Source organism: Pseudoalteromonas sp. 2CM36K (assembly GCF_023161865.1).
GTDB classification, from domain to species: Bacteria; Pseudomonadota; Gammaproteobacteria; order Enterobacterales; family Alteromonadaceae; genus Pseudoalteromonas; species Pseudoalteromonas tetraodonis.
Genome location: NZ_JALNTK010000016.1, coordinates 41,267 through 62,711, shown reverse-complemented (window position 1 = coordinate 62,711; position 21,445 = coordinate 41,267). Strand labels below are relative to the sequence as shown.

The window sequence follows — 21,445 nt, the reverse complement described above, 5'->3', positions numbered from 1 at the left end:
ATAGTAATTTTAAATATGAAAAATATTTCAACCGACAGTTTACGAACTTTTGTTATGGTGGTTGAGGTTGGTGGATTTGCCAAAGCAGGCGATTTACTTGGCCTTTCGCAACCTGCGGTGAGCTTACAAGTAAAACGCTTAGAAGACTTACTCGGCTATAAATTATTTAAAAAGCAGGGGCAACGCCAAGTACTTAATCAATATGGTGAACTGTTACTGCCTATGGCAAAACAAATGGTGCAACATAACGATGCCATTTTACAGTTATTCACTTCCGAAAGTGTGACTGGTAAAGTGCGCCTAGGGATCCCTAGCGAATTTGCAGCACGCATTTTACCTTCTATTATTGGCGACTTTGTGGCGCTCTACCCTGATGTATCGTTAGAAGTGAAGTCACGTTTGAGTAAACACTTACTTTCGGATGAGCGCCAAGATCAATTTGATTTAGTATTGGCGCTAAATGAGCAGCTTGACTCAGAAAAGTTCCCTATTTTTATTCAAGATCAATTAGTGTGGGTTGGCGACCTCTCACTGGCGCAAAATGAAACCGTTACCTTAGTAACAGCGCCTGAGGGCTGTATTTACCGACGCAGAGCAACCCAAGCACTTGAAAAAGCAGGCATTAAATATCGTATTGTTTACAGTAATGCCGATTTAACCGGTTTAATTGCCGCATTAAAAGAAGGCTTAGGCATAACAGTGCTCGCAAAAAGTACCGTACCTAACGATTTAGCCTATCACTTACACACTAAACATTTACCTGCGCTTGGTAGCATAGGTATTAGTTTAGTAAAAACCGCCAGCGAACCTGAAAACGCCGTGTTTAAACTCGCTGAGTTTATTAAGCTGCGCTTAGGTTACCCCACTCCTTAAATAACCTGAACTCTGGATAATAAATCTATCTCAAGCAGCGTTCAGGTTAAATTAACCGCCACCAGCCAATACATTATCCTAGTTTTATAAGATTAGAATAAACACCTAGTTAAAAATGTTATAAAAACAGCCTGTTTTTACGATAAATGTAAATAATAGTAAAACTTAATAATATTGATTCTCATTCGTTAACATGTTTAAATTACGCCAATTTCAGTAGTTGAACTATTTTTAGGGTAATCAATGTCACATAAATTTTTAGTTTCCTCGTTAACTGCAGCCGTAGCGCTGTCTTTAAGTGCTACAGCAATGGCAAAAGATGCCGGCGGCGTTGAACGCAACTTTGAACAAATTACCGTTATTGGCTCACAAGCAGCAATTAACGATATTCCAGGTTCGGCTACATTTATCTCTGATGAAGAATTGCAAAAATTCGAATTTACCGATATTTCTCGCGTATTAGCATCTGTACCGGGTGTATACGTTCAAGAAGAAGATGGCTACGGCCTGCGCCCTAATATTGGTATGCGCGGTACAGGTACTGGTCGTAACGACAAAATCTCTGTGATGGAAGACGGTGTACTTGTTGCTCCGGCTCCTTACTCTGCACCATCGGCTTACTACTTCCCTACTATGGGGCGTATGGAGTCAATTGAAGTACTAAAAGGTGCAGCCTCTGTTAAATACGGGCCGCGTACAACCGGTGGTGTATTAAATTTACTTTCTCGCAGCCTGCCAACTGAGCCAAATAGCTCAACAGGCATGCTAGATGCAGCCCTTGGTAGCGATGGTTACTACAAAGGTCACGCTTACTTCGCAAAAGAAAAAAACAACACTGCAGGCTTAATTGAAGTGTTTTCTTACGGCGCTGATGGTTTTAAAGAATTACCAGTAGGCGATGACAACACTGGTTTTGAAAAAAACGACGTACTGGTAAAGTTTGGCCATACCTTTGGTGAAAACGATGCGCATAACATTGAGTTCAAAGTAAAGTACTCTGAAGAAACATCAGACGAAACCTACATGGGCTTAACCGATGCTGATTACCAACAAAACCCTAACCGTCGTTATGCGGCATCACAAAATGATGAAATGAACACTCGCCATAATGCATACCAAGTAAACTATGCATACCGCTTTGGTGAAGGTTACGAATTTTTAGCAACCGCTTATCTAAACGACTTTCACCGTAACTGGTACAAAGCAAGTAGTGTTGGTTCAAGCACACTTGAGCAATACAGTGAATTTGAAGCAAACCCAACCGCTGAAGGCATCGAAAACATAGGTGTTAAAGCCAATAACCGTGACTACCAAGCCAAAGGTGTGCAGTCTGAATTACACATTCCTGCGGGCGATCACTACATTACGGTTGGCGTACGTTACCACGAAGACGAAATGGATCGTTTCCAGTGGGAAGACAAATACACGCTTAATCAAGATTTAAGCATGACTCTTACCTCACAAGGCGCTCCAGGCTCTAACAGCAACCGTTTAGACAGTGCAAAAGCAAGCACGCTATTTATTCAAGACGAATGGACAATGGATGCATTAGTAGTGAGTGCTGGCCTTCGTTATGAAGACATAACTATTACCCGTGAAGAGTGGGCTAAGTCAGATCCAACCCGTAGCCTAGGCTTAACAAAAGATATCTCTAACGATACTGAAATTTTAGTACCGTCTTTAGGTGCTACTTACACACTTAACGACAATGTTACGTTACTTGCTGGTATTCAAAAAGGTTACGCCCCTGCAGCGCCGGGTAATGCCGACCAAGACGAAGAAGAAAGCGTCAACATCGAGTTTGGCTCTCGTTTTAATGCTGGCGGTTTTAACGGTGAAGTAATTGCGTTTTACTCTGATTACGACAACATGCATGGTAACTGTACTGCATCAGTAGGTTGTAATGACGATAACATTGGCGACCAATACAACTACGGTGAAGTAGAAGTATCGGGCTTTGAATTTAGCGCAGGTCGTACGTTTAATACCGCATCAGTAGCGTTCCCAGTTAAACTGACTTACACCTACACTGATTCAGAGTTTAAAAACACATTTGATTCAGAAATTTGGGGCTCTGTAGAAAAAGGCGATGCAATGCCTTACGTTCCAGAAAACCAAGTTGCTTTATCGTTTGGCGCAGAAGTGAATAACTTTGTGGTAAATAGCCAAATACGTTACGTGTCTGATGCACATGCTGATTTAACTAACTCAGGCTTAAATGCGATTGATAGCCGTGTTGTATGGGATTTAGCTGCTAAGTACTTAATCGACGAAAACCAAAAAGTATACCTAAGCGTAGATAACTTATTTGATAAAACCTACATTGCTAACCGTGCAAATGGCGGTATTCAACCTGGTAAGCCACGTTCAGTACAAATGGGCTACTCTTACAGTTTTTAATAAAGTGCTAACTTAAAAGTACAAAAAAGCCGAGGTTGATTAAATCAATCTCGGCTTTTTATTACCTATAATGCCTATGTAATTAATAGGCTTAATTTGTTTCTGCGCGCTGGCGTAATACTTCAAATAAACAAATACCGGTTGCAACCGATACATTTAAACTTGAAACCGTGCCCGCCATTGGAATTTTAACGAGTACATCACAGTGCTCACGGGTTAAACGGCGCATACCCTCGCCTTCAGCTCCCATCACAATCGCTATTGGGCCTGTTAAGCTGGCATCAAATACATGTGTGTCGGTTTCACCGGCAGTACCTACAACCCATACACCTACGTCTTTTATTTCACGTAATGTACGTGCAAGGTTAGTTACCTGAATAAGCGGTACCGTTTCTGCTGCGCCACAGGCCACTTTACGTGCCGTGCCATTAAGCTTTGCTGACTTGTCTTTAGGAACTATCACGGCATGAACACCGGCAGCATCGGCGCTACGTAAGCAGGCACCTAAATTATGCGGATCGGTAATGCCATCAAGTACCAGTAAAAACGGGGTGTCTTCGCGTTCAATGATCTTATCAAGATCTTTTTCGTTAAACACACGTGCCGCTTTCACGTTAGCAATAATGCCTTGATGTTGTTCATCTTTCGCTTTGTTATCAAGCGCTTTTCGTTGCATAAACTGTACTGAAATACCAAACTGACGCGCTTGCTCAATCACTGGCGATAAGCGCTTATCATCACGTCCTTTAAGGGCGTATATTTCTATAAAACGCTCTGGCTCTTTTGCCAAAATTGCTTCAACAGAGTGAAAGCCAAAAATTAATTCATTACTCACGAATTGTTTGCTCCTGGGCTACTACGTTTACGGGCATTTTTACCTGGTCTTTTAGGCTTTTTGACCGCTTTCTTTTTGGTTTTTTTCTTAGCGGTGGTGTCATCCGCTTTTACTTTTGATTTGCTCGCTGATTTACCTTTTGCAGCAGGCTTTTTACTCGTCTTTGGCTTTTTGTTATCACTTGCTGACTTTTTACCCGGGATTTTACCGGCTTTAAGTTGCGAGCGAACACTGGCTGGAGCATTTTTTTTAGGTGCACGACGACGCGCATAACGATCTTGGGCAACATCGCCTTTTAGCGTTAAGTTTATACGACGATCATCTAAGCTTACCGAGGCAACTTGTACAGTCACTTTGTCGCCTAAACGATAAACCGTATGTGTGTGTTCACCCACCAAGCAATGTTTAGCTGCATCATGCTGGAAATATTCATCACCTAAATTGGTAACATGAATTAATCCATCAATTTGTAAGTCATCTAAACGAATAAATAAACCAAAGTTAGTAACCGATGAAATAACCCCGTTAAACTCCATACCTACATGATCTTGCATGTATTCACATTTTAACCAATCGGCTACTTCACGGGTGGCATCGTCTGCGCGGCGCTCAGTAGTAGAACACTGCTCACCAAGTTGATCGACTTCATCATCGCTATAAGCGTATTCACCAGAGGTTTGCTGTCCTTGTGCTTTTAATACTGCTTTAATTGCACGATGCACCACTAAATCGGGGTAACGGCGAATTGGCGAAGTAAAATGCGCATAAGCCGATAATGCTAAACCAAAGTGGCCTATGTTATCTGGCTGATATACCGCTTGCTTCATTGAGCGCAGTAGCATAGTTTGAATAAGCTCAGCTTCAGGACGATCCCCTAAACGAGCCAACACATGAGTGATCTCTTTCGGCGTTGGTTCATCACTTAGCGTGCTTTCAATCCCCAGCTCAGTTAAAAACTGAGTAAAGTTACCCAGTTTTTCGCTATCGGGTTCATCATGCACCCTAAATAGGGCACTTGCTTCGTGTTTTTCAAGTAATTTAGCCGCAGAAACATTGGCTAAAATCATACATTCTTCAATGAGCTTATGCGCATCGTTACGAATAACTGGCACAATTGATTCTATTTTACGCTGTGCATTAAATACAAAACGGGTTTCGAGTGTTTCAAACTCAATGGCACCACGCTCTTGGCGCGCCGCTTTTAATGCCATGTACATTTGCTGCAAATCAGTTAAATGCGGCACTACAGCTGCGTATTCTTTACGTAGCTTTTCATCGTTTTGTAAAATGGCATTTACTTTGGTGTAAGTTAAACGTGCATGTGAGTTCATCACCGCTTCGTAAAACTTATAACCTGAGAGCTTACCCTCTTGCGATACGGTCATTTCTGCCACCATACACAAGCGATCAACCTCAGGGTTTAGCGAACACAAACCGTTAGATAATACTTTTGGTAGCATTGGAATAACTTGCTCAGGGAAATACACTGAGTTACCGCGCTCTATCGCTTCTTTGTTAAGCGGCGTGTTCATACCTACATAATGTGATACATCGGCAATGGCTACCCATAAGCGCCAGCCACCCGACTTTTTAGGCTCACAGTATACGGCATCATCAAAATCACGAGCGTCTTCGCCATCTATGGTCACAAGCGGTAAGCCGCGTAAATCAACTCGACCTTGTTTATCGGCTTCTTCAACAAATTCACCTAAGTGGGCAACTTGTTGTTCAACCTCTTCAGGCCATACGTGTGGAATATCGTGATTACGCAGCGCAACTTCAATTTCCATACCCGGCGCTAAATGCTCGCCCAGTACGTCGATAACTTTACCTACCGCATTCATATTGCGGCTTGGATTTTGGGTTATTTGCACTTGCACCATTTGGTTATGGCGCGCGCCTTTTTCGTTACCCGGTAGAATAATAATGTCTTGGGTAATGCGCGGATCTTCAGCCACAACAACGGCAATACCATGCTCAACAAAATAACGCCCTACAATAGGTGCGCGCTCGTTAGTGAGTACTTTGATGATGCGAGCGTCGCATTTTGAGCCTGAGCCGCGTTTAGTGCCTTTGGCAAGAACGATGTCACCGTGTAGCACCATATTCATTTGATGCTTGGCAATAAACCAATCTTTGCTCTCGCCTTCAACTTCTAAAAAGCCAAAACCGTCTCTGTGACCGACTACTTTGCCTTTGGTTAAACCGGCTTCGTCAATCAGGGCATAACATTTAAATTTATTAAAATACAGCTGCCCATCACGCTCCATGGCGCGAAGTCGGCGCTTAAATGCTATTTGTCGTTCTTCATCGTTGACCGCGAGTTCTTCACATAGTTGTGCGTAGCTAGCAGGTTTGGAACGCTCTTGCAGGTGAGTAAGTATAAACTCACGACTAGGGACTGGGTTTTCGTACTTTTCTTGTTCTCGACTGAGATTTGGATCTTGGTTTGACATTCACTATCTTGTTAGTTGGTTATGTAAGTATTTTAACTCATATACTCGCAATGAGACAGGTAAAAGCCATTAAACTTTTAATAAAGCGTTATTACCTTTTGCATTTTGTAGCAATGTAGCTAAATAACACTTAACACCTACTTAATTAATGTACATGAAAGTGAGTAAATTAACTGTAGTTAATTTACTCACTTTTATAAAAACAGCTTACTTTTGCTGTAGTTTCTTCCACAATAGCGCGCTGATGTTTTCAATAAAAGCCGCATCTTGTGCAGCCATAACATCGAGTATTGGTTTGTTCATTTGGCTTTTATTTTGAGAGTATATCCAGCGATTTTTATTAAAGCTTTGCGCAAACTCTAACACACCCGTTTGCAAGGCTTGCTCATCAGCAAAGGTGGCCTCTACTACGTTATGTTGTAATAATTTTTGCGCATCAACACGCTCACCGGTCATGGCTAAACGATTAAAAAACTGCTGATTTATGGCTTTATTAATAATAGGAAACATAGACGGTACAAACGGCACTAATACATCGACTTCGGGGAAACAAAAGAAGCCTTTGTCTGATTTCATAAATCTAAAATCACAGGCACATGCCAACACCGAACCATTACCATAAGTGTGGCCGTTTAGCGCGGCAATAATAGGCATAGGAAAAGTAACGATACGTTTAAACAAGGCACCTATCGAGTTCATGAAATCGGCAATTATTTGTGGTGTGTTGTCAGGGTTGGCCATCCACTGTAGATCAATGCCTAACGACCAACTTTTATCGCTACTTGAGGTTAGCACCACCGCTTTAAAATGCTCGTTAGCCTCAATCGTATCTAGGTGTTGATTAAACTCGTTTATAAAGGTTGGATTATGGCGGTTTTCTGCTGTATTCATAGTAAGGATAGCCGTGCTTCCTTGCGTGGTAATTTCTATTAATGCTGTCATTAGACCCTCATTTAGTGCTTTTAGCTGCGCTTTTAGCACTTTTCATTACTTTTATAATTGTGAACTACCCATCGACGCCGCTTCGCGTCGAACAATGGGTTTTCTCGGAAAATTTCGATAAATACAAATAACATAAAAATGCATACGAACATAAAACAATCGACATAAGTGATAGTAAAACTTAGTGTTTCTTATATCCCCGCCCTCGGATCGGGCGAGGGTTTACGGCGAAACTGCTAAAAAATCGCTAATGCTTAAGCTTGTTAAAATTAAAGAATTCATAACACCCTCCAATATAAGTAACCTGAGCTGCACATAAGAAATGGAACTAAATGCCCTTGCGGTGATCAGATCTTTCGACCAAGAAACATAAGATTACCGAGGCAAGGGCATGAATAACTTAGATGCAATTTACGTAGATGTCGATGATTTTTGTTTATTGTTTGAACCTCAATGGCTTAAACACCTAATAGAATCAGGTGAAAAGCAACGCATTAAGCCATCTCGACTATCCTCTAGCGAAGTGATGACTATATTAATTGCTTTTCATCAATCAGGTTATCGCGATTTTAAAACTTACTACACCAAATTTGTTTGTCAGTATTGGCGACATTATTTCCCTGATTTAGTCAGTTATACACGTATGTTGAAGTTACTTCAGGCCACGTTACCTGCTCTGTGTAGCTATCTGAAGCAGCGCTTTGATAAACCAACAGGCATTGCATTTATCGATTCCACTTCTCTCAAGGTGTGTCACAACATGCGTATTCCTCGTCACCAAGTTTTTGCAGGAGAAGCCAAACGAGGCAAAGGAACAATGGGCTGGTTTTATGGTTTTAAACTTCACCTCATCATGAATGATGAAGGTGGTTTATTAGCTGTAAAAGTGACAGCTGGGAATGTTGATGATAGACAGCCGGTATTAGATATGGTCGATAATGTTGCAGGTAGTTTATACGCTGATAGAGGTTATGTATCTGCAAACTTAAAAGCGGAACTTGCTGAGCAAGGTATTGATTTTATTACAGGTCAAAGAAGTAATATGAAACGTCAGCCAATATCATCTTGGGATAGAGCGATGTTATCAAAGCGTTTCATCATCGAAACAGTTTTCGACCAGCTGAAAAATATGGCTCAAATAGACCACACAAGGCACCGCAGCTGCATCTCATTTATGGTTAATTTAATGGCTGGATTAATAGCCTATACTTTTCAGACTAAAAAGCCGAGTATAAAAGTGACTCGGCTTTAATTCTTATGCAGATCTGAGGTTAAGTAAGGTAACTATGCCAGTGGATAAATAGATAATAGTGTGAAGTGTCATTAACTTGGCTGACATTTGTCATGAAATAGAAAAATTCATCTTCTGAGTGTAAAAGCAATGCTAATATAGCCAAAAAAAGTGACCAGGAAACTTAATGCAGTCCCAACAACAAAGCTTAATTTACTTACACATTGCCGTACTTTTATTTGGCGGCACCGCCTTATTCGCAAAGCTAATTGGTTTGAGTGCATTAGATATTACCGCTTATCGTGCGGCTATCGCTGGGCTGGCAATTTGTGTGCTACTGTCTTTGCAAAAAAAACCAATTAAGCTGCATCGCGCTAAAGATTATGTGATTGCCATTTTATTAGGCATTGCCGTAGGTATTCACTGGGTAACCTATTTTGCAGGCATGCAATTGGCGGGAATTACCGTGGGCATGTTAGCCTTTTTTACCTATCCCGTGATCACGGTATTTTTAGAGCCCCTATTTAATAAAAGTAAGCCCAAAACAAAAGATATAATAAGTGCTGTGGTGGTGATTTTTGGCATTTATTTATTGATCCCTAACGTTAATTTAGGCGATGACATCACTTTAGGTGTTTTGACGGGCGTGGTATCAGCATTATTTTTTGCTCTTCGTAATATTACCCACAAACGCTACTTTAGCGAGTATGGTGGACCGCAAACCATGTTTTACCAAACCTTAGTCGCAAGCCTGATGCTATGTGCTTTTATTGAAGTGCCCATAACAGAAATTAATGATACTGATTTAATATTGCTGCTTATTGCCGGTGTGGTGTTTACTGCGATGCCGCATTCGTTATTTGCAGCGAGTTTAAAACATTTATCAGCAGCAACCGCTGGATTGATTTCTTGCTTACAACCTCTTTATGGCACAATACTGGCTATAATTATTCTGCACGAACGCCCTTCAGTGATGACCCTGATTGGTGGCGCACTGATTGTTAGTGCTGCGTGCTTTGAAACTTGGTCAATTTCACGGAAAAAGCAGCCATGAAAATATTTGCACATAGAGGCGCAAGCACACACTTCCCCGAAAATACGCAAAGCGCCATTTTAGCGGCGTTAAAAGCGAATGTAGATGGCATTGAGGTTGATGTACAAAGCGCGCTTGATGATTACGTTATTATTCATGATACCTACCTCGACAGAACCACTAATGGCAAAGGCAAAGTGTGCGACTTTAGTGCCCAGCAAATTAAACAGTTTGATGCCGGAAATGGCGAACAAATCCCTACTTTGCAGCAATTAATAAACTGGAATAATAACCAAACCTTACTCAATTTAGAGCTAAAACATACCTTTGAACTTGAAAAGTTTGTAACCGTGCTTGAAAGTAACATTGCGAACAAAAAAATAACCGCAGACAATATTTTAGTTTCATCATTTAATCATCATCAACTACACTGGCTAAAGAGCCGTTTACCGTGGCTTAAAATTGGCGCACTTACTGCATCAATTCCATTGCAGTATGCAAAGTTTGCACAAGACTTACAGGCCTATAGCATTCATATTGACAAAAACTTTATGAACAAACCGTTTGTTGACGATGCCAAAATGCGCGGTTTACAAGTATTTGCTTACACCGTAGATGAAGTCGAAGATATTAAACTGATGCTTGCCTGTGGTGTTGATGGTATTTTTACTAACGACCCTGAACGAACTAAGCATTATTTAGCGCAATTAAATGAACTATAACTAATTATTTAATTGCCATTTATGCTATAAAAACAATAATTTAGTAGGCCACTATTTAATGAGTAGCTACATGCGTATTTATAATTTTTTAGAACAAACACTGTTTTATACTTTAACCCGAAAAATAGTTGGGAATTTAAGTTTTGTTTTTTTATTTCAAGCCATTACTTTGTTTTGGTTGCACAGTAACTTAACCGAAAACCAGCAAAGCACTGGCTTATTTTGGGTACTTGCGCTACTTATTATTGCAGGCTTTATTTTTACTATTCTTTATATGCGCTTTTTAATTGTGCGCCCGGTAAAAGCAATGCGCGATACGCTCATTAATATTAATCAACAAGATGCGAATTTAGCAGCCAAATTACCCCATTTCACGTTTGATGAATTTAGAGACTTAAGTGAGCAATACAATCAATTTACTACCCATTTAAATAGTTTATTAAGCACTACCTATACCAGCGCCCAAGAGAGTGTGCAGAGTAACAGCCAAGTAACGCAATCAATGCAACACACTGAACAATTGAGTGAGCAGCAAATTAATTTAAGCCACACCATTATTAATGCCAGTAACCAAATTACCCAAAGCCTGCAGGCTATAGTAAGCAACACTGATAACGTACATCAGGTCAATAATGAACACCTTAATTTTGTAAAGCTCTCTGCTGGTGAGCTATCAAAACTAGTTGAGCAGGTAAGGCTTATTAATGAAATGCTGGGTAGTTTTTCTAAAACGATTGCGGGCTTGAAAGAGAACAGCGAAAACATTCGCAGTATTTTAAAAATGGTTGAAGAGTTTTCGGATCAAACTAACTTATTAGCACTTAATGCAGCCATAGAAGCAGCACGCGCTGGTGAAGCGGGGCGAGGTTTTGCCGTGGTTGCCGATGAAGTTCGTACCCTATCGGTTAAAGTAAGCGACGCAACACGCCAAATTAGTGATTTTATTACCCAAATGAATGAGCTCGTTAATGAAACGAATAAAGAGTCAGAGCAATTAATAAACCACTCAAATAATGCGCAAACATCAATTAACACCACCTCTGATGGGTTTGGTAAAATGCTCAATGAGTTTGAACATAATCAACAACAATTGCAGCAAATAGCCAATGCAGTACACTTGCTCGAAGATACCCAAAACCAAACGCATGAATCGGTTGAGCAAATTGTGGCGCTAGGCGAACAAGCCAAGCAACAAATAGATACAGCACTGCATGATTCTGAACAATCACAAAAGCTAAGCCAACAAACCCAACAACAGTTAAAACGCTTTGTAGATTAGGCAATAACAATTTCACCCAAGCCGCGATTATGCTAAATTAAGCGGCTTGTCATTTAACTGTGTGAAGTATGTGAGCGACGTAAAACCAAACTATGAACAGCTAGCCCAGCAAATAAAATTATGGGGCCAACAACTTGGCTTTAGTGAAGTGGGCATTACTGACATTGATTTAACTAAGCATGAAGCACAGCTTCAGCGCTGGCTTGATGCAGGGTACCATGGTTCAATGGATTACATGGCTGCACATGGAATGAAACGCGCCCGCCCTAGCGAGCTAGTCCCTGGCACGCAACGAGTTATTTCAGTAAAAATGAATTACCTGCCGCCAGATTCAGGCTTTGCCAAAAACCTTAAAAATACCGAGAAAGCCTATATCAGCCGCTATGCGCTTGGCCGTGACTATCATAAGTTAATGCGTAATCGGCTCAAGCAATTAGGTAAAAAAATTGAACAGCAGGTAGGTGACTATGGCTTTAGGCCTTTTGTTGATTCAGCCCCTATACTTGAACGTCAACTCGCTGAAAAAGCGGGATTAGGCTGGCGCGGAAAGCATTCTTTACTGATAAATAAAGAGGCGGGCTCTTGGTTTTTTTTAGGCGAGTTATTTGTAGATTTACCACTGCCTATTGATGATGAAAACACGTTCGAAGGTTGTGGTAAATGTGTTGCCTGCATAACCCTTTGCCCTACCGGCGCTATTGTAGAACCTTATGTGGTAGATGCACGTAAATGCATATCGTATTTAACCATAGAGCATCAAGGGGCTATTCCAGAGCAATACCGAACCTTAATGGGTAACCGCATTTATGGTTGCGATGATTGCCAATTAGTGTGCCCATGGAATCGCTATGGACAAATTACCGACGAGCAAGACTTCCACCCCCGTGCGCAATTAAAAAATAAAGACTTACTCGCGTTATTTGCCTGGGATGAAACTACCTTTTTAACAAATACCGAGGGCAGCCCTATTCGGCGCATTGGCCATGAGCGTTGGTTACGAAATATAGCGGTTGGCTTAGGCAACGCAGATTTTAGCCCAGCGATTATTCATGCACTTGAAGATAAACGCAAAACAGTCAGTGACATGGTGAATGAGCACATAGAATGGGCACTTACCCAGCAACATGATAAACAAAGACAAAAGCTGCGCAAAACAGCACGGCTAATACGGATTGTTGAAAAAGGCCTACCCAGAGACGCGTAAGCCTATTGCCTAAAAGAACGCGACATAATGTCGCTGATACAAGCTATCTACCTAATCGTAGCAAGAAATTTACCCCGCGCCTCGCAGCCCGTAACCCGCACCTTTAAGCTTTGTCTGTAATCACTCTCTTTACGAGCTCTTTGCCCTCTTTGTGCATAATTTACTAATATCTGATTTAACACAGAGAAGAAAATGAGGAGTAAATGAGAAGCCACAATTAAAGTACAGATCCGAGATGGAGGTGGACAAAGATCATATACACATATTGCTAACGATTTCTCCAAATATCAGCGTTGCGAGTTACGTTAGGAGAATTAAACAATCTACAACGCAAAGTCTATGGTCGAGATTTAAATGGTTTAAAAAGCAATTCTGGGTTAAAAAGACAGTTTGGTCTGACGGATATTTTGTTTGCTCTGTTGGAAATGCGGCTGCTGATACAATTCGAAAATACATTCAAGAGCAGGGCTAACTATTCCGATTCATCCCATCGACGCCGCTTCGCGTCGAACAATGGGTTTTCTCGGAAAATTTCGATAAAAAAATGATTGAGAAGTCGCTTTCTCAACAACTATCGATACAACATCGGTTGGCAGCCAATTAGTTCTAATAACACTTTTAAGCGCATAGCAATCATGCTACTGCTATCAATAATAAGTATTTTTCTCGCCATTTAGACACACTTTAAAGAGTTAATTAAACATCTTTTCAGCATAGTCTAGAATTTTTGGTTTAGCATAATCACCTACGTAAAAGTGAATTTTGCTTCCTTTTGTTATGGTACTAGGTTAAATGCTTACCAAAAATAGTTAGGCTGTACAGCTGATTGTCCATTCTTGCTACGTTAGGCAGCTCTCCCCATACTGCAAAATCAAAATGCTTAAATAATTTAATGCTCGGTTCGTTGTGACTAAAAATAAACCCAAGTAATACTTCGATATTAAGCTGCTTGGCTTGTTGTTGTGCAAATTGCATCAGCTTTTTACCCAACCCTTTTCCTTGGGCTGCTGCCGTAATGTAAATGCTTAACTCAACGGTGCCATCGTAAGCTGGGCGGCCATAAAACGATTTATAACTAAGCCACGCTAATACTTGGTTGTTCTCACAGTAAACAAAAATAGGCCGTTGAGCAGTATGGCTATCAAACCAAGGTTGTTTATCAGCGACGGTTACCTCTTCGGTATCGGCGGTGACCATTCGACTAGGGATAGTTTCATTGTAAATAGCAACAATGGCAGTTAAATCATCAGGTTTTGCTAAACGTATAGTCATAGAAAATAAAGTAAAATTGATCAAATTAGCCTATAGTAGCGTATGATAAGTTACATAAGTACTCTAATAACGCACTTAAGGTAATAGCATGATAAAAAAAATAATACTTGGTTTAACCCTCGCGTTAAGTTATGTTTCGCTAAATACATATGCCGCAGACTTGCCCACCCCTTCATTAGATGCAAACACCTGCAATGACTTCACGAATGTTTCACTTAGAAAGTTGCGCTCAACTGAAACCATTAACTTATGTGATTTTAAGAACCAGCCTCTTTTAATTGTTAACACTGCGAGTAACTGCGGTTTTACGCCGCAATTTGAAGGTTTAGAAGCACTTTATAATAAATACAAAGACGAAGGCTTGGTGGTATTAGGCTTTCCATCAGATGATTTTTTTCAAGAAGAGAACGATGAAAAAGATACCGCAAAAGTGTGTTATGTAAATTATGGTGTTACCTTCCCTATGCTGGCCACCAGCGCAGTACGTGGTAGTGACGCAAACCCTATTTTTAAGCATTTAAACGCTCAAACCAGTTCACCAAACTGGAACTTTTATAAATACGTGGTATCGGCCGATCGCAAAACGATTACGCGCTTTAACAGCCGCGTAGCACCGGATTCAGCAAAACTAGAAAGCGCAATCAAAAGTGCATTTTAACTTTGTGTTTTCAGTTTAACCTTACTAAGATGTTGCTATCAAATTTAAAAAACTAAACTTACAGGTAGGAGAACTTATGGCAGTTGCAAGTGCAAGGCACATACTCGTAGACAGTGAAGCACAATGTTTAGACCTTAAAGATAAAATTGAGCAAGGTGAAGACTTTGCAGAACTCGCTAAACTGCACTCTAATTGTCCATCAGGTCAAGATGGTGGTGCATTAGGTGAGTTTGGCCCAGGTATGATGGTGCCTGAATTTGATAAGGTGGTATTTTCAGCGCCGCTAAATCAAGTACAAGGCCCTGTACAAACACAGTTTGGTTACCATTTATTAGAAGTAACCAGCCGCTCAGAGTAAATAAATCGATTTATTAATAAAGCCGCATCAGCGGCTTTTTATTTATGTGGAGTTGGCAAAAGCCCCATTATGCAACTATTTGGCTCTATTCCTTCCCCTTATGTTCGCCGCGTTAGAATCTGGGCAGAACAAAACAATTGTGCGCTTGAATTTATTAATCTAGATATTTTTTCTAAAGACGATCGGCCGTTGGTAGTCACAAAAAATCCAGCAGCCAAAATCCCTATATTGGTCGATGACACGCTTACCCTAAGTGATTCAAATACCATACTGCGTTATTTACTTGAAAAAACCAAGCAACCCCCACTTACATGGCCTCAAGAGCACTTTTTAATTAGGGCCTGTTGATCTTTCAAGGTTAAATTTACAGCAGTCTGTTTGGTATTTAGGCAAGGCAGAGCCTATGTGGTGTGGTTATTCCCCATAAATAGGCGATAACGTAGCATTAATGCCAAACAGGCGCTGCCCGAAGGGTTCTGCCTAGGGGCGATTAACTCTTTGTTGCCTACATGGATGTAGGTAAGGGGCGTGAGCAGGACGCGGAAGCTTTGCTCGGTTTTTACTTAGCCCACTAGGTTACAAACCTCGCGCCGCGATTAAATCGCCCCTAGTTTGAAGAAATTTTAATCCGTAAAGGTCAACAGGCCCTAGCATCAATGCCTGCAATGATTCATTGGTTGAATTACTGTTATGCCAACGTTCTGGATTTGATACGCAAGCCGATAAGCTGTTTTTTAATCTGCAAAATGAGCGAGTTGCGCAAACATTACACTATTTAAATGATCATTTATGCGATGATGAATTTAAAAGCTGTGAATGCCTCAACATCAGTTTATACTGCTTACTTGATTGGATATGCTTTCGTGAACTCACTGATTTTAGCGCGCAGCCGCAATTAGTTAAGTTTTATGAAGCGTTTAGTCAGCGTCAAGCGGCTAAAAATACCAACCCTCGACTTAAATTTTAAAAGGTGGATACATGAGCGATATCGAAATTGAATCACAACTAGTTAGCTTTGTAGAAAAAGTACGTGTTAGTGAGCAGATCTGGGCACTGGGTGCCGATGATGGTGGCTTTGTTGTATGTGAGTCAAATCAGTTTGATGACACCGATGTACTTTTACTGTGGGAATCACAAGACGCAGCACAAGCACAATGTAAAGAAGAGTGGCAAGACTACAGCCCTGTAGAAATAAACCTTGATGAGTTTTTAGATGATTGGGTTGAAGACCTTAAATCTGATGATGCTCTGGTTGGCTTAAATTGGAATGACGATCAGGTGTGTGTAGAAATTGAACCAGTTGGTTTAGCTCGCGCGCTAAGCGAATAAGTTTTAGGCGTTAGTTTGCTGACATTATCCCAACTAACAGCAATGGTTAGTTGGGGTATAAAAATAATAAAAACTGTCAAGGTAATACGTTGAAAACCCATCTTGGTCGTCGTCCATTTTCAGCTATGGAGCTGCATACGCTCTATAACGGATATATTTATAGTGATACACGGCTTGCCCGCGAACAAGCTAAACACTGGCATTTTTGGCTGCCCTTAATTGCTTATTACAGTGGCGCTTACAGTGATGAAATTGGCTGCTTAACCCTTGATGACCTAATACTTAAAAATAATATACTCTGTTTTAGTTTTCATACCCACGGTAAAATTAAGCCACGTTTAGTGCCTGTTCATCATGCCCTTATTAGTGCCGGATTTAATGACTATTTAGCTTATGTAAAAGCGCAAAACCACTCCCGTTTAATGTTTGATCTTCCCGCTAAAACAGGGCGCTATAGCGAAAAAGTGCGCATATGGTTTTCAGGAGAGGGTGAACGCGCAGGATATTTGCAAAAATGTGCAATTCCTTCGGTGGATCAATTCGGTATGAAAACCGCCATTAGTAGTTTACGGCTTAACTTTGAACAGCAAATTCGTATTTATGCCCTGCAAGCAGGCAACAAAGACTGCTTTAATTACTTAATGGGCTTTAATGATTACCCCCATGATAACTTTAACGATATAGCCTTGTTAAATAAGGTGCTACAACAGATCCGGGTTATCAATTCCCATATTCATTGGCAGCGGTTTTTAGCCCGAGATAGCCACTGACAAACTTTGTTACTCTTTTCCTTAGCGATCTGCGCTTACTCTAATAAAAAAGCTGTTAAGATGAAGAGCCGTCTATATGACTGTTTCTAACAACAAAAAATCTAGGGATAACTATGTTTTTAAAAAGCCTCTTAACCGTGAGTGTTGCGCTTGCGATGAATGCTGCTCACGCTAACGAATTCGTCATTGAAAAACTCGCAAAGCCAAGTTCACAAAAAGTCGCTTTAACGCTCGACCCAAGTCAGGATACCTTTACAGGAATGACCGAGATCAGCTTAGAAGTGCTCAAACCAACACACTACATTGAACTTAATGGTGTTGATTATGCAACTAAAATGGTGCAACTACTAGGTGAGCAAAACTGTGATTTAAACAGCGAAATGCTTAAAACAGGTAAAGTTAAATTTAGCTGTGAAGAGCAAATTCAGCCAGGTAAATACACCTTAAAAATAGATTTTTCAGCGCCTTATAACCGCCAGAGTGTGGGGTTATATAAAACCCTAGATCAAGGCGTTCCGTACTTGTTCACGCAATTTGAAATGAGTGATGCGCGCCGTGCATTTCCGGTGTTTGACGAACCAAGCTATAAAATTCCGTTTCAGTTAACCATTACCGCCCCCACCTCACAAAAAGTGTATTCAAATACACCTGAGCTAAAAACGACGGTGAATGGCGATATGACCACCCATTACTTTGATAAAACGCCACCAATTCCATCTTACTTAGTTGCTATGGCTGTAGGTCCATTTGAAGAGCTAGAAATTAAAGGCATGCCTATTCCTGGGCGTGTGATCACCCCACAAGGTAAAATTCATTTAGCGCAATATGCAAAAGAGAACATGCCTAAAGTACTGGGCGCACTTGAAGACTACTTTGGTATTCCTTATGTATATAAAAAGCTAGATTCAGTGGCTGTTCCAGAGTTTCCGTTTGGCGCTATGGAAAACTCAGGCTTAGTGACTTACCGCGAAGATATTCTTTTGGTTGATTTAGAAGCTGCAACGCGTAGTAAAAAACAACGTAATGTCTCTATTATTGCCCATGAATTAGCTCACCAATGGTACGGTAACTTAGTGACTATGAAGTGGTGGAACGACTTATGGTTAAACGAGGCGTTTGCAAGCTGGATGGCGGCAAAAATTACTAAGCAGCTTAATCCTGAGTTTGAATCACACCTAGATTTACCACAAAACAACGTAATGGCGTTAGATGCACGTTTAAGCACTAAGCCAATTCGTAAACCAATTAAAACCGAAGCCGATATTATGGATGGTTTAGGCCTTGCCTACAGCAAAGGCAGCTCAGTACTGGCGATGGTTGAAAACTGGATTGGCGAAGAGGCATTTCAAGCTGGTATTCAGAACTACTTAAAAGAATTCTCCTATAAAAATGCAGAAGCTGCCGATTTATGGGAAGCACTTGGTAAGGCTTCAAATAAAGATGTAGCGAGCGTTTTAAAATCGTTTATTGAACAATCGTCATTCCCGCTAATTAACGTTAAGCAGCAAGGTAAGAGCATTACGATTTCGCAAAGTCGTTTTGCCAATGCCGGTGTTGAAGCCCCTGCTCAACTGTGGAATGTACCGGTTGCGATTAAATATGGTGCTGGCGATAAAGTACAAACAGCCAATGTATTATTAAATAAACAAAGCCAAACGCTAGCATTAGACTTTGAACCAGAGTGGATTTATCCAGATCAAGGCGCGCTAGGTTATTACCGTTGGGTAATGGATGATGCGCAATTTAATGCGCTAATAGATAATGCAGCTACGGTATTAAACGACCGTGAACGCTTAGCCCTATTATCGGCAACAGATGCCCTACTTGATGCCGGTGTCATTTCAGCGGCTAAGCTGATGCAAACGCTTGAAGTTTTTGCCAGCGATAGTCATCCTCGCGTGGCTAATACTGCTTTAGGTTATTTAGCGTCACAGCAGCGTACTTTTAAAGACGATAGCAATAAAGATTTATGGCCTACGTTTATTCAAAATGCGGTGATGCCTGCCGCTAAAAAATATGGCCTAGAAGCAAAAATGGGCGAAGATGGCGCAGTAGCTCAACTTCGTGCCGCGGTGGTATCACGCTTAGGATTTGATGGTGAAGATAAAAATGTGATCAATAAAGCCAAACAGCAAACACAAGCTTACCTAAACGATCCACAAAAGGTAGACCCTTATTTAGCAGCTACTTATTTACGTCTTGCGGCTTTTCATGGGGATAAGGCGTTGCTAGATCAGTTTATGACAACCTTTAAAACCACCAAAGATCCACAAGTGCGAACCAATATGCTGGCAGCAATGGGTTACTTTGGTAAACCTGAACTACAAAAAGCGGTACTGGCGTATAGCTTAACAGACGAAGTAACGGCTTCTGATATGCGTACTATTTTATCGGGTCAAAGTTACACCGATGAACGCCAAGCACTGTTTATTGATTGGATTTATAGCAACTACGATAAAGTAACAGCAAGTTTGCCACCATTTTTTGTGCCTAACTTACCTTACTTTACTACCGCCAGCTGTGACGCTGACAGTTTAGCTACAACGCAAAGTTTCTTTGACGCTAAACTGGAAGCTGTACCCGGTTATGCGCGTACGTTAAGTAAACTTGCAGAGAGCACCAATGACTGTATTGCACTTAAAAACCGCGAACTGAAATCAGTCAATAGCTTTTTAAATAGTAAATAAACTAAAGGTTAAGGGTTAAGGGTTAAGGGTTAAAGATTTTATCTTGCACCTTTTGCCTTTAGCCCTGCACCACTCTATTAACCGCCAATAATCATCGTTAGCTTTGCTATAAACTCTTTCGCTGCTTGCTCAGAGTTAATTTTAAAAGCGACACCATAATGAATAGGCTGCGTACTTTTATAAATACGGGTAGGAAAACGGGTCATTTCACTGCTATGAAAATAGCCTTGAGTACGCACAACCCCATCAATATCAGTAAAGTCATCGCTAAACACTTCAAATGCAGGTCGGATCACAATTTTACCTTTACCTGCTTCCGCATGGGTATAAAACGCTTCTTTAGAGTTTACTAGCATATACTCAGCTATGTTTTTTATTTTAAAGTTACTTCTACACTCTAGTTTGATCAGCTGCTCGGTTAACTCGTCTGCACTGTAGGCCATGTTTATCCCTATTCGTTGATTTATGTATAACCTTAACGCATACGCAATATGAAGTCTTATTTTATTGTGTTACGTGGCAGACAAATGCAAGCTTATCGTTGTTATAACTCATTCGAGTAATATTCGTTTTGCAGTAGTTGCTTAAATCAAGCCACTGCGATATAGCAGAGCCGCGTGTTAATTTACGCTGGTAAACACGGTTTTTAATTGCGTAAGCAATGGTATTTTCATCTTTTAAGATGAAATCTTGTACTTGGTTTGGCAGTCTAAGTATATCGGTAACTTGCTTAGTTTGTGGATCAAAACGCGCTAGGTGATGCTGCCCGTGTTTACTATGGCTAAATAAAAACTCAGCCTGCGCTTTATTATAAATAAGCGTGCGACCAATATCGCTTGCTACCACCTCACCTTTTGCCGCAGCAACCGAGGTATATTGCAAAGTGTGTGGTTCGCCTAAAATAAACATCACTAAATCGTTGTTACTTCCCCAAGCGTGGTAACCTACAGGTTCAATCCAATCAAAAATACGACTTGCAGCCAACTCGGGTGCCAACGGATATTGCCATAGCTTTTGTTTACCATCGTCTTCAACGACAATCGCCGATAAGTGCTGCCCATCCGGTGTTAAAGTGGGCGAGTATTCACTTTGTGGCGTATTAGTGACCATAGAGGTTTGTTTTGATGATAAACTGTAAAGCGCAATATCTGTTTGACTCTGGTCATTACTGATTATTTCTCGGGTATAGTATAGGCCGGTGTCGGTTAAATGGGGTTGATTGTTATAGCTCGTTTTATCACTAACAATGCTTACACGTATACCATGCGGAGTATTTAAATCGGCGAGCAAAATGTGGCTTTTAGGCATACTTGCCTGAGCAATATCTAGCGTTAAAGCATTTATAGCTATAAGCCCTAACAACGGTTTAATCAGTTTCATGCTTTCTCTCGTTTTA

20 protein-coding genes and 1 pseudogene are annotated in these 21,445 nt (G+C 40.8%); 15 read left to right on the top strand and 6 right to left on the bottom strand.

All coding sequences use genetic code 11. The features are described 5' to 3' along the window. The first annotated feature begins 15 nt into the window (after positions 1 to 15). Both MTN97_RS11280 and MTN97_RS11275 read left to right on the top strand, forming a co-directional pair. On the top strand, positions 16 to 873 hold the full coding sequence (locus MTN97_RS11280; RefSeq protein ID WP_138626230.1) for a LysR family transcriptional regulator: 858 nt from the start codon (positions 16 to 18) through the stop codon (positions 871 to 873). 243 nt (positions 874 to 1,116) lie between these two features. Further along, positions 1,117 to 3,273 (top strand): TonB-dependent receptor family protein, encoded by a 2,157-nt coding sequence (locus MTN97_RS11275; RefSeq protein ID WP_248474420.1) that lies wholly within the window; start codon positions 1,117 to 1,119, stop codon positions 3,271 to 3,273. A 91-nt stretch (positions 3,274 to 3,364) separates the two neighbouring features. Here MTN97_RS11275 and rlmB read toward each other — a convergent pair whose 3' ends face one another. From rlmB to MTN97_RS11260, 3 genes are all read right to left on the bottom strand, one after another. Next, on the bottom strand, positions 3,365 to 4,108 hold the full coding sequence (gene rlmB, locus MTN97_RS11270; RefSeq protein WP_248474419.1) for a 23S rRNA (guanosine(2251)-2'-O)-methyltransferase RlmB: 744 nt from the start codon (positions 4,106 to 4,108) through the stop codon (positions 3,365 to 3,367). After that, positions 4,105 to 6,564, bottom strand: coding sequence for a ribonuclease R (gene rnr / locus MTN97_RS11265; protein WP_214552582.1), 2,460 nt, complete (start codon positions 6,562 to 6,564; stop codon positions 4,105 to 4,107). The genes rlmB and rnr overlap by 4 nt, the downstream gene beginning before the upstream one ends. A gap of 207 nt (positions 6,565 to 6,771) precedes the next feature. Beyond that, a complete protein-coding gene (locus tag MTN97_RS11260; protein ID WP_171034746.1) occupies positions 6,772 to 7,506 on the bottom strand; it encodes an enoyl-CoA hydratase/isomerase family protein in 735 nt (244 codons plus the stop codon). A gap of 391 nt (positions 7,507 to 7,897) precedes the next feature. Here MTN97_RS11260 and MTN97_RS11255 point away from each other — a divergent pair, with 391 nt between their 5' ends. The 6 genes from MTN97_RS11255 (at position 7,898) to tnpA (ending at position 13,447) form a co-directional block, all read left to right on the top strand. After that, on the top strand, positions 7,898 to 8,758 hold the full coding sequence (locus MTN97_RS11255; protein WP_036981709.1) for an IS982 family transposase: 861 nt from the start codon (positions 7,898 to 7,900) through the stop codon (positions 8,756 to 8,758). Positions 8,759 to 8,924: 166 nt separating this feature from the next. Beyond that, positions 8,925 to 9,791 carry a DMT family transporter gene (locus MTN97_RS11250; RefSeq protein WP_036981361.1) on the top strand — a complete coding sequence of 289 codons (867 nt, stop codon included), beginning with the start codon at positions 8,925 to 8,927 and terminating at the stop codon, positions 9,789 to 9,791. Beyond that, positions 9,788 to 10,492, top strand: a complete 705-nt coding sequence (locus MTN97_RS11245) for a glycerophosphodiester phosphodiesterase (RefSeq protein ID WP_069440113.1) — start codon at positions 9,788 to 9,790, stop codon at positions 10,490 to 10,492. Before MTN97_RS11250 ends, MTN97_RS11245 begins: the two co-directional genes overlap by 4 nt. A 58-nt stretch (positions 10,493 to 10,550) precedes the next feature. Continuing rightward, positions 10,551 to 11,771: a methyl-accepting chemotaxis protein gene (locus MTN97_RS11240; protein ID WP_248474418.1), complete on the top strand. Its 1,221-nt coding sequence runs from the start codon at positions 10,551 to 10,553 to the stop codon at positions 11,769 to 11,771. Between the two features lie 70 nt (positions 11,772 to 11,841). Beyond that, positions 11,842 to 12,975 carry a tRNA epoxyqueuosine(34) reductase QueG gene (gene queG / locus MTN97_RS11235; protein WP_248474417.1) on the top strand — a complete coding sequence of 378 codons (1,134 nt, stop codon included), beginning with the start codon at positions 11,842 to 11,844 and terminating at the stop codon, positions 12,973 to 12,975. A 235-nt stretch (positions 12,976 to 13,210) separates the two neighbouring features. Further along, the gene (gene tnpA, locus MTN97_RS11230; protein WP_069440111.1) at positions 13,211 to 13,447 is read left to right on the top strand and encodes an IS200/IS605 family transposase; all 237 of its coding nucleotides are present in this window, start codon (positions 13,211 to 13,213) and stop codon (positions 13,445 to 13,447) included. A gap of 311 nt (positions 13,448 to 13,758) precedes the next feature. On the opposite strand, the gene MTN97_RS11225 is transcribed toward tnpA, so the two are convergent. After that, complete coding sequence (locus MTN97_RS11225) at positions 13,759 to 14,247, bottom strand: GNAT family N-acetyltransferase (protein WP_013464075.1); 489 nt, start codon at positions 14,245 to 14,247, stop codon at positions 13,759 to 13,761. An 88-nt stretch (positions 14,248 to 14,335) separates the two neighbouring features. Here MTN97_RS11225 and MTN97_RS11220 point away from each other — a divergent pair, with 88 nt between their 5' ends. The 7 genes and pseudogenes from MTN97_RS11220 to MTN97_RS11190 all read left to right on the top strand — a co-directional run bounded on the left by MTN97_RS11220 (position 14,336) and on the right by MTN97_RS11190 (position 20,049). Then, positions 14,336 to 14,905, top strand: coding sequence for a glutathione peroxidase (locus tag MTN97_RS11220; RefSeq protein ID WP_138627708.1), 570 nt, complete (start codon positions 14,336 to 14,338; stop codon positions 14,903 to 14,905). A gap of 76 nt (positions 14,906 to 14,981) precedes the next feature. Next, the gene (locus tag MTN97_RS11215) at positions 14,982 to 15,263 is read left to right on the top strand and encodes a peptidylprolyl isomerase (protein ID WP_008114778.1); all 282 of its coding nucleotides are present in this window, start codon (positions 14,982 to 14,984) and stop codon (positions 15,261 to 15,263) included. Positions 15,264 to 15,332: 69 nt separating this feature from the next. Continuing rightward, positions 15,333 to 15,611, top strand: coding sequence for a glutathione S-transferase family protein (locus MTN97_RS11210; protein ID WP_248474416.1), 279 nt, complete (start codon positions 15,333 to 15,335; stop codon positions 15,609 to 15,611). 301 nt (positions 15,612 to 15,912) lie between these two features. Next, positions 15,913 to 16,230, top strand: a pseudogene (locus tag MTN97_RS11205) (glutathione S-transferase family protein); the annotation flags it as partial. A gap of 11 nt (positions 16,231 to 16,241) precedes the next feature. Beyond that, positions 16,242 to 16,592, top strand: a complete 351-nt coding sequence (locus MTN97_RS11200; protein ID WP_013464070.1) for a DUF2750 domain-containing protein — start codon at positions 16,242 to 16,244, stop codon at positions 16,590 to 16,592. A gap of 89 nt (positions 16,593 to 16,681) precedes the next feature. After that, entirely contained in the window at positions 16,682 to 17,362 is a 681-nt protein-coding gene (locus MTN97_RS11195) for a hypothetical protein (protein ID WP_069440107.1), read from the top strand. A gap of 113 nt (positions 17,363 to 17,475) precedes the next feature. Then, positions 17,476 to 20,049 carry a M1 family metallopeptidase gene (locus MTN97_RS11190; protein ID WP_138627619.1) on the top strand — a complete coding sequence of 858 codons (2,574 nt, stop codon included), beginning with the start codon at positions 17,476 to 17,478 and terminating at the stop codon, positions 20,047 to 20,049. Positions 20,050 to 20,126: 77 nt separating this feature from the next. Here MTN97_RS11190 and MTN97_RS11185 read toward each other — a convergent pair whose 3' ends face one another. Together MTN97_RS11185 and MTN97_RS11180 are read right to left on the bottom strand one after the other, a co-directional pair. Continuing rightward, entirely contained in the window at positions 20,127 to 20,492 is a 366-nt protein-coding gene (locus tag MTN97_RS11185) for a hypothetical protein (RefSeq protein ID WP_248474415.1), read from the bottom strand. A 61-nt stretch (positions 20,493 to 20,553) separates the two neighbouring features. Next, positions 20,554 to 21,429 carry a hypothetical protein gene (locus tag MTN97_RS11180; protein WP_248474414.1) on the bottom strand — a complete coding sequence of 292 codons (876 nt, stop codon included), beginning with the start codon at positions 21,427 to 21,429 and terminating at the stop codon, positions 20,554 to 20,556. Positions 21,430 to 21,445 lie beyond the last annotated feature (16 nt).

Coding starts and splice junctions, on each gene's coding strand:
- MTN97_RS11280 (WP_138626230.1), top strand. CDS start 16: ATGAAAAATATTTCAACCGACAGTTTACGAACTTTTGTTATGGTGGTT.
- MTN97_RS11275 (WP_248474420.1), top strand. CDS start 1,117: ATGTCACATAAATTTTTAGTTTCCTCGTTAACTGCAGCCGTAGCGCTG.
- rnr (WP_214552582.1), bottom strand. CDS start 6,564: ATGTCAAACCAAGATCCAAATCTCAGTCGAGAACAAGAAAAGTACGAA.
- MTN97_RS11260 (WP_171034746.1), bottom strand. CDS start 7,506: ATGACAGCATTAATAGAAATTACCACGCAAGGAAGCACGGCTATCCTT.
- MTN97_RS11255 (WP_036981709.1), top strand. CDS start 7,898: ATGAATAACTTAGATGCAATTTACGTAGATGTCGATGATTTTTGTTTA.
- MTN97_RS11250 (WP_036981361.1), top strand. CDS start 8,925: ATGCAGTCCCAACAACAAAGCTTAATTTACTTACACATTGCCGTACTT.
- MTN97_RS11245 (WP_069440113.1), top strand. CDS start 9,788: ATGAAAATATTTGCACATAGAGGCGCAAGCACACACTTCCCCGAAAAT.
- MTN97_RS11240 (WP_248474418.1), top strand. CDS start 10,551: ATGAGTAGCTACATGCGTATTTATAATTTTTTAGAACAAACACTGTTT.
- tnpA (WP_069440111.1), top strand. CDS start 13,211: ATGGAGGTGGACAAAGATCATATACACATATTGCTAACGATTTCTCCA.
- MTN97_RS11225 (WP_013464075.1), bottom strand. CDS start 14,247: ATGACTATACGTTTAGCAAAACCTGATGATTTAACTGCCATTGTTGCT.
- MTN97_RS11220 (WP_138627708.1), top strand. CDS start 14,336: ATGATAAAAAAAATAATACTTGGTTTAACCCTCGCGTTAAGTTATGTT.
- MTN97_RS11215 (WP_008114778.1), top strand. CDS start 14,982: ATGGCAGTTGCAAGTGCAAGGCACATACTCGTAGACAGTGAAGCACAA.
- MTN97_RS11210 (WP_248474416.1), top strand. CDS start 15,333: ATGCAACTATTTGGCTCTATTCCTTCCCCTTATGTTCGCCGCGTTAGA.
- MTN97_RS11200 (WP_013464070.1), top strand. CDS start 16,242: ATGAGCGATATCGAAATTGAATCACAACTAGTTAGCTTTGTAGAAAAA.
- MTN97_RS11190 (WP_138627619.1), top strand. CDS start 17,476: ATGTTTTTAAAAAGCCTCTTAACCGTGAGTGTTGCGCTTGCGATGAAT.
- MTN97_RS11185 (WP_248474415.1), bottom strand. CDS start 20,492: ATGGCCTACAGTGCAGACGAGTTAACCGAGCAGCTGATCAAACTAGAG.
- MTN97_RS11180 (WP_248474414.1), bottom strand. CDS start 21,429: ATGAAACTGATTAAACCGTTGTTAGGGCTTATAGCTATAAATGCTTTA.